Genomic DNA, 6,570 nt, shown 5'->3' on the forward strand with positions numbered 1-6,570 from the left:
TAGTCGATCACCTTGATGTCGCCCTTGGCGTCAAAGCTCAACTTGCCGAGCACGGTGTCCCATTCGCCGGCCTTGATCGCCTCCATCACCTTTTTCGGATCGGTCGAGCCGACCTTGGCCACCGCCTTCGCCCAGACCTGCATCGCGGCGTAGGTGTAGAGCGTGTAGCCTTCGGGATCGATGTTCTTGGCCTTGAACTTGTCGACGATGGCCTTGGCGGTCGGCTTCTTGCGCGGATCGGGACCGAAGGTGAACAGGGTGCCTTCGGCAGCCGGGCCGGTGATCGACGCGAATTCCTTGTCGTTCAGCGCGTCGCCCGCCATCAGCACGGTCTTGAGGCCCTGATCGCGCATCTGGCGCAGGATCAGGCCTGACTCCTGATGATAGCCGCCGACGAAGACCAGATCGATATTGTCGCGCTTCAGGCGCGACACGATCGAGTTAAAGTCCTTGTCGCCCTTGTTGTAGGATTCGAACAGCTTCTCGGTCATGCCGGCCTTGTTCAGCGCCTTCTTGGTTTCGTCGGCGAGACCCTTGCCGTACGTGGTCTTGTCGTTGAGGATCGCGACGTTCTTGCCTTTGTAGTTCTTCGCGATGAAGTCGGCGGCGACCAGGCCCTGCTGATCGTCACGGCCGCAGACCCGCGCCACGTTCCAGAGCTTGCGCTCGGTGAACAGCGGGTTGGTCGAGGCCGGGGTAATCTGCAGCACGTTGCCGTCGGCATAGGCTTCCGACGCCGGGATCGACGACGACGAGCAGAAGTGACCGGCGACGAACGGGATCTTTGCGCTGGCGAACTTTTCCGCCACCGAGCGCGCCTGCTTGGGATCGCAGGCATCGTCGCCGACCTGCAACGCCAGCTTCTTGCCGAGCACGCCGCCGGCGGCGTTGATGTCGGCCACCGCCTGTTCGGCGCCGTTCTTCATCTGCCGGCCGAATGCGGATTCGCCGCCCGTCATCGGGCCCGCCACTGCGATGCTGATGTCTTGCGCCAAGGCTGTCGTCGACAGCGCCAATGACGCGCCCAATGCCAGGCCGATGAGTTTCAATGATTTCATGGGTGGTCCTCGCGGTGATCTCTAGGGGACTTGCCCGGCAGCCCGCCGGGTTCGAAAATCGCGGCCATTGTCGGCTGATTTTGCCGCGAAGTCATCGGCAATTTTCGGGCAAATCCACGGTTCAATCGCCGCATCTTGCCGCAGCCCGGCTCTAGGCGTGCCGGCCGCCTTCCAGATAGGCGGCGCGGATTTCCGGGCGCTGCAGCAATTCGGCGCCGGTGCCTTCCAGCGTGATCAGGCCGTTGACCATGACATAGCCGCGATGGGCCAGCCGCAACGCGTGGTTGGCGTTCTGCTCGACGATCAGCACGGTGAGTCCGTCCTGCCGGTTCAGGGTCCGGATGGCGTCGAAAATCTGCCGCGCGATCAGCGGCGCCAGCCCCAGCGAGGGCTCGTCGAGCATCAGGAGGCGAGGGCGGCTCATCAGGGCACGGCCGATCGCCAGCATCTGCTGTTCGCCGCCGGACAGGGTGCCGCCACGCTGCGTCATGCGCTCCTTGAGGCGCGGAAACAGCGTCAATACCCGCTCCAGCCCGACGACGCGCTCGGACTCGCTGCAGTCGGTGGCGTCGGCCCCCATCTGCAGGTTTTCCGCCACGCTCATGCGCGGGAAAATCCGGCGGCCTTCCGGCGACTGCGCGATGCGCATCCGCGCGATCTCGTGGGTCGGCACGCCGGTGATATCGTTGCCGTCGAACAGGATCTGCCCGGAGCGGGCGCGCGGCCGGCCGAATACCGTCATCATCAGCGTCGACTTGCCGGCGCCGTTGGCGCCGATCAGGGCGACGATCTCGCCGGGATTGATGGCCAGATCGACGCCCTTCAGCGCCTCGATCTTGCCATAGGCGGCGCGCAGGGACCGGATTTCGAGCAGGGGCTGGGTCATGGCGCGCTCCCATCTCTTGGAAGCGGTGCGGTTATTGGAAGCGGTGCGGCGTCTTCTCCCCCTCCCCCTGGAAGGGGGAGGGTCGGGGAGGGAGTTTTCTCCGCTTGCGCAAGTCTTTCCGCATGCCGGAGAAGATCACTGAGGACACCTTCCAGGTTCGAAAGGACATCGTTGTTCCAATAGCGAACGACCACAACGCCTTTCTCACCAAGCCAGGCCGTGCGGCGATCGTCGGCCTGTTTCACTAGTTCGGCGTGTTGCCCGCCGTCGACTTCGACCGCCAGGCGGAGGCTCGGGCAATAGAAGTCGACCGTGAATGATCCAATCGGATGCTGCCGTCTGAAATGAAGACCTTTGAGTTGATCGCGCCGAAGCGCACGCCACAGTCGAGCTTCAGCGTCGGTCATATTGCTGCGGAGATTTCTCGCCCGTGCGGTGACGGCTCTTGTGCGGGAAAAGCGTGACCCCCTCCCGCCCGCTTCGCGGTCGACCTCCCCCTTGCAGGGGGAGGTGGGATGCGTGTCGGACGGCGCGGTCACGTTCCGCTCTCCATCACCGCGATCGCTTCTTCCTCGTCGGCGCCGAGATAGGCCGCGATCACCTTGGGATCGTCGCGGATCTGCTTTGGCGTGCCTTCGGAAATCTTGACGCCGTAATCCATCACCACCACGTGGTCGGAAATTTCCATCACCACGGACATGTCATGCTCGATCAGCAGGATCGAGGTGCCGTGATCGGCGCGGATTGTCAGCAGCAATTCGCTCAAGGCGGCGCTTTCCCGCGCGTTCAGGCCGGCGGCCGGTTCGTCGAGGCACAGCAGCGCGGGCTCGGTGCACATCGCGCGGGCGATTTCGAGCCGGCGCTGGTCGCCATAGGGCAGATTGCCGGCGGCGTCGTCGGCGCGCTCCAGCAGGCCGATGCGCTCGAGCCAGAGTTTTGAAAGATCGATCGCGCGCTGCTCGGCGGCCCGCCACGACGGCGCGCCGATCAATCCCAGAAAGGTCATCCCGGACGCCAGCATCAGAGCATTGTGCTGCGCCACCATCAGGTTTTCCAACGCGGTCATGCCGGGAAACAGCCGGATGTTCTGGAAGGTGCGCGCGACCCTGGCCTGCTTGGAGATCCGGAAATCGTTCAGGCGCTCGAGTTGAATCTGCCGGCCATCGTCATGCGTCAGCTTCAGGCTGCCGCCGCTCGGCTTGTAGAAGCCGGTGATGCAGTTGAACACCGTGGTCTTGCCGGCGCCGTTCGGCCCGATCAGGGCGGTGATCTTGCGCCGTTCGGCACCGAAGGTGAGGTCGTTGACGGCGACGATGCCGCCGAAGCGCATCGACAGCTGGTCGACGTTGAGAATGCAATCCGCGCTCACCCGTGCCCCTCCTTGACGAGGTCGGACGAGATGGCCTGGCTGTGGTGCAGGAACACGGTCGGGGCGCGGTGGCCGATCAGCCCGCGCGGCCGCCAGATCATCAAGAGCACCATCGCGAGCCCGAATACCAGCATGCGGAACTGTTCGAGTCCGCGGAACAGCTCGAAACCGCCGATCATGACCAGCGCGGCAAGCGCGACGCCGAGCTGCGAGCCCATGCCGCCGAGCACGACGATCGCCAGCACCAGCGCCGATTCGTGGAAGGTGAAGGATTCCGGGCTGATGAAACCCTGCCGCGTGGCGAAGAACGCGCCGGCCAGGCCGCCGAACATGGCGCCGGTCGCGAATGCCGTGAGTTTTGTCGTCGTGGTGTTGATGCCGAGCGCGCGGCAGGCGACCTCATCCTCGCGCAATGCTTCCCAGGCGCGGCCGATCGGCAGGCGGCGCAGCCGGATCGTCACCCAGTTGGTGAGCAGCGCCAGCGCCAGGATCAGATAGAACAGAAACACGATGCGGTGGGTGGTCGAGAATTCGATGCCGAGCCTGGCCGCCAGTCCGTCATCGCCAGGCGTCAGGGGAATGCCGAAGAAGGACGGCCGGGGAATCCCGGTGACGCCGTTCGGGCCGCCGGTCAGGCTCTGCCAGTTGATGATGACGAGGCGAATGATCTCGCCGAAAGCCAGCGTGACGATGGCGAGATAGTCGCCGCGCAGCCGCAGCACCGGAAATCCCAGCAGCACGCCGCAGAATGCGGCGAGAATCCCGGCCAGCGGCAGGCAGATCCAGAATGAAAACCCGAAATTGGTCGCCAGCAGCGCGTAGGAATAGGCGCCGACGGCATAGAACGCGACATAGCCGAGGTCGAGCAGGCCGGCGAGTCCGACCACCACGTTCAATCCCCATCCCAGCATCACATAGGTCAGCACCAGGATGCCGAGATCGAGAATGTAGCGCTCGTTGTAGAAGATCACCGGCACCAGAAAGGTGAACACCAGCAGCACCGGCGCGATGCCGCGCCGCGCTACGGCGAGGCCGCCCTGTACCGACGGCGGCACGATCCTGATGGTGCCGACCGGGCCCCACCACTGCCGCAGCAGTTCGACCACGATGCTGCCGCCGAACACGGTTGCGACCATGATGGCGAGGTCGCCGAACCGGGTCCAGTAGGTGAGCTGGCCGTCAGAGCCCGCCTCGGTGCGGACGCCGATCATCAGCGAAAACAGCACCAGCGCCACCAGGGCGCTGACCAGGGCTTTCTTGAAGATGAAGGCTGCGCCGGGCGCTGCCAATGAGCCGGGCGCGGATGCGCTCAGGCCGGCCATCAGACTTTTTCGACTTCGGGACGGCCGAGCAGGCCGGTCGGCATGAAGATCAGCACGACAATCAGGATCGAGAACGCCGCGACGTCCTTGTATTCGACCGAGAAGTAGGCCGACCACATCGTTTCGATCAGGCCGATCAAAAGTCCGCCCAGCATCGCGCCGGGCAGCGAGCCGATGCCGCCGAGCACCGCCGCGGTGAAGGCCTTGATGCCGGCGACGAAGCCCATGAAGAAATCAACCTGGCCGTAATAGAGCAGGTACATCATGCCGGCGACGGCGGCCAGCGCCGCGCCGATGACGAACGTCATCGAGATGGTGCGATCGACGTCGACCCCGAGCAGCGAAGCCATGGTCTGGTCCTGTTCGCAGGCGCGCATGTCGCGGCCGAGCCGGGTCCGCGCCACCAGCCAGGTGAACAGCGCCAGCAGCACGATGGTGGTGAGCACCACGATGATCTGCACGTTGGACAGCCGCACCACGAACCCGTCGGCCTCATACAGCGTGTAGCCGCCGGTGATGATTGGCGGCACCGGCTTGACCCGGGCGCCCTGCGCCACCTGCGAGAAGTTGGTCAGCACGAACGACATGCCGATCGCCGACAGCATCGGGGCGAGGCGGAACGAGTGCCGCAGCGGCCGGTAGGCGATGCGCTCCACGGTCCAGCCGTAGAGCGCGGTGAGCGCCATCGCGACCAGCAGCACGATCAGCAGGATCAGGGGAACGGCGGTGAGGCCGAACGAGACCAGGATCAGGAACGCGATCAGCGCGGTGAAGCCGCCGATCATGAAAATATCGCCATGGGCGAAATTGATCATGCCGACGATGCCATAGACCATGGTGTAGCCGATCGCGATCAGGCCATAGATCGAGCCGAGCGCGATGCCGTTGATGAGTTGCTGGGCGAAATAATCCATGCGCTGCCGTTGTTTGGATGACGCGGCGGTGGCCCCGGCAGCCGGTACGCCGCGTCGTGTCATTTTCTAACAGCAAGGAACCGGGTGCGGCAACAGCGCGGCAGGGGCTTGTACATGGGTCATTTTGAAGCCGCGGTTCCCGGTGCCGCGGCCGGACCCTGTCTCCGCCACGCCATGATCCCGGCGGAACCACCCGCAAGCGCGGGGGGAGGGGCGGTATATTGATCCGCCGCCCGCCGTTAAGGTAAACAAATGGTTTAAATTGCCCGCCGCAATTTAAGCAGGTTACCTCGCCGCAAGCCGCCGCTCCGGTCCGGAGCCTGCGGAAAAGCGGGAAGCGGCATGTCGACAAACTGGCGGATCAGTTCATTCAACGGCGCGCTGCTGGCGGCTTATTTCATCCCGACCTGGACCATCGTCGCCTTCAAGATCATGGTTTCGCCGATCCACGGCCTCTATGAACGGCCGAACATATCGGTGGCGCTGTTCATCAGCGATCATCTGCAACTGGCGGCGCTGAACACGGTTCGCTTCGCCTGGCTGCTGGCGCTCGGCAAGCTCACGGTCGTCGCGTTCTTTGCGCTGTTTGTGGTTCTCCTCACCCGCGCCTCGATCCGCAAGACCGGCGGCTGCGACGAGGCGCTCGGCATCGCGCTGGCGATCGGCAGCCTGATCAGTTTCGCCAGCATGGTGCTGGCCTCGCAGGTCGGCGAGAGCGCAGCGCTGCGGCTGCATGCGACCGAACTGTTGCTGCTGCTCGGCACCGCCATCGTGCTGGTGATCGAACGTCCGGCCTTGCCGCAGGCCGAACCGAGCGCGGCATCGCCGGAGCTGTCGCTTCAGCATCCGCGAATTCTGGACAACGCCTGAGCCAATACCGACCTCATCCTCTTATGTCCCATGTCAAGAGTAGAGGCATGAGGAAGGGTTTTCTCCAGGAATTGCGGAGAAGAATGAGAGGGGATGATCGTGCAAGGGTGGAAGCAGAACCCAGAGACGTCGGTCAACAAGCTCTTATTCG

At 64.2% G+C, this 6,570-nt stretch carries 7 protein-coding genes; 1 reads left to right on the forward strand and 6 read right to left on the reverse strand.

Features of this window, described 5'->3' with window-relative positions; all coding sequences use genetic code 11:
- From Q8N40_RS18075 to Q8N40_RS18100, 6 genes are all read right to left on the reverse strand, one after another.
- A partial coding sequence (locus Q8N40_RS18075) for a branched-chain amino acid ABC transporter substrate-binding protein (protein ID WP_305712782.1) occupies nucleotides 1-1,058 on the reverse strand: 1,058 nt, incomplete at its 3' end.
- A gap of 151 nt (nucleotides 1,059-1,209) precedes the next feature.
- Nucleotides 1,210-1,944, reverse strand: a complete 735-nt coding sequence (locus tag Q8N40_RS18080; protein WP_305321805.1) for an ABC transporter ATP-binding protein — start codon at nucleotides 1,942-1,944, stop codon at nucleotides 1,210-1,212.
- Nucleotides 1,941-2,351 (reverse strand): endonuclease domain-containing protein, encoded by a 411-nt coding sequence (locus tag Q8N40_RS18085; RefSeq protein WP_305712783.1) that lies wholly within the window; start codon nucleotides 2,349-2,351, stop codon nucleotides 1,941-1,943. Before Q8N40_RS18085 ends, Q8N40_RS18080 begins: the two co-directional genes overlap by 4 nt.
- Before the next feature lie 128 nt (nucleotides 2,352-2,479).
- Complete coding sequence (locus Q8N40_RS18090; RefSeq protein ID WP_305712784.1) at nucleotides 2,480-3,313, reverse strand: ABC transporter ATP-binding protein; 834 nt, start codon at nucleotides 3,311-3,313, stop codon at nucleotides 2,480-2,482.
- Nucleotides 3,310-4,635 carry a high-affinity branched-chain amino acid ABC transporter permease LivM gene (gene livM, locus Q8N40_RS18095; protein ID WP_305712785.1) on the reverse strand — a complete coding sequence of 442 codons (1,326 nt, stop codon included), beginning with the start codon at nucleotides 4,633-4,635 and terminating at the stop codon, nucleotides 3,310-3,312. Before livM ends, Q8N40_RS18090 begins: the two co-directional genes overlap by 4 nt.
- The gene (locus Q8N40_RS18100; RefSeq protein ID WP_305712786.1) at nucleotides 4,635-5,549 is read right to left on the reverse strand and encodes a branched-chain amino acid ABC transporter permease LivH; all 915 of its coding nucleotides are present in this window, start codon (nucleotides 5,547-5,549) and stop codon (nucleotides 4,635-4,637) included. The genes livM and Q8N40_RS18100 overlap by 1 nt, the downstream gene beginning before the upstream one ends.
- Before the next feature lie 342 nt (nucleotides 5,550-5,891).
- Here Q8N40_RS18100 and Q8N40_RS18105 point away from each other — a divergent pair, with 342 nt between their 5' ends.
- The gene (locus tag Q8N40_RS18105; protein ID WP_305712787.1) at nucleotides 5,892-6,419 is read left to right on the forward strand and encodes a hypothetical protein; all 528 of its coding nucleotides are present in this window, start codon (nucleotides 5,892-5,894) and stop codon (nucleotides 6,417-6,419) included.
- Nucleotides 6,420-6,570 lie beyond the last annotated feature (151 nt).

Origin of the sequence: Bradyrhizobium sp. (assembly GCF_030693485.1) — a bacterium.
GTDB lineage: Bacteria > Pseudomonadota > Alphaproteobacteria > Rhizobiales > Xanthobacteraceae > Bradyrhizobium.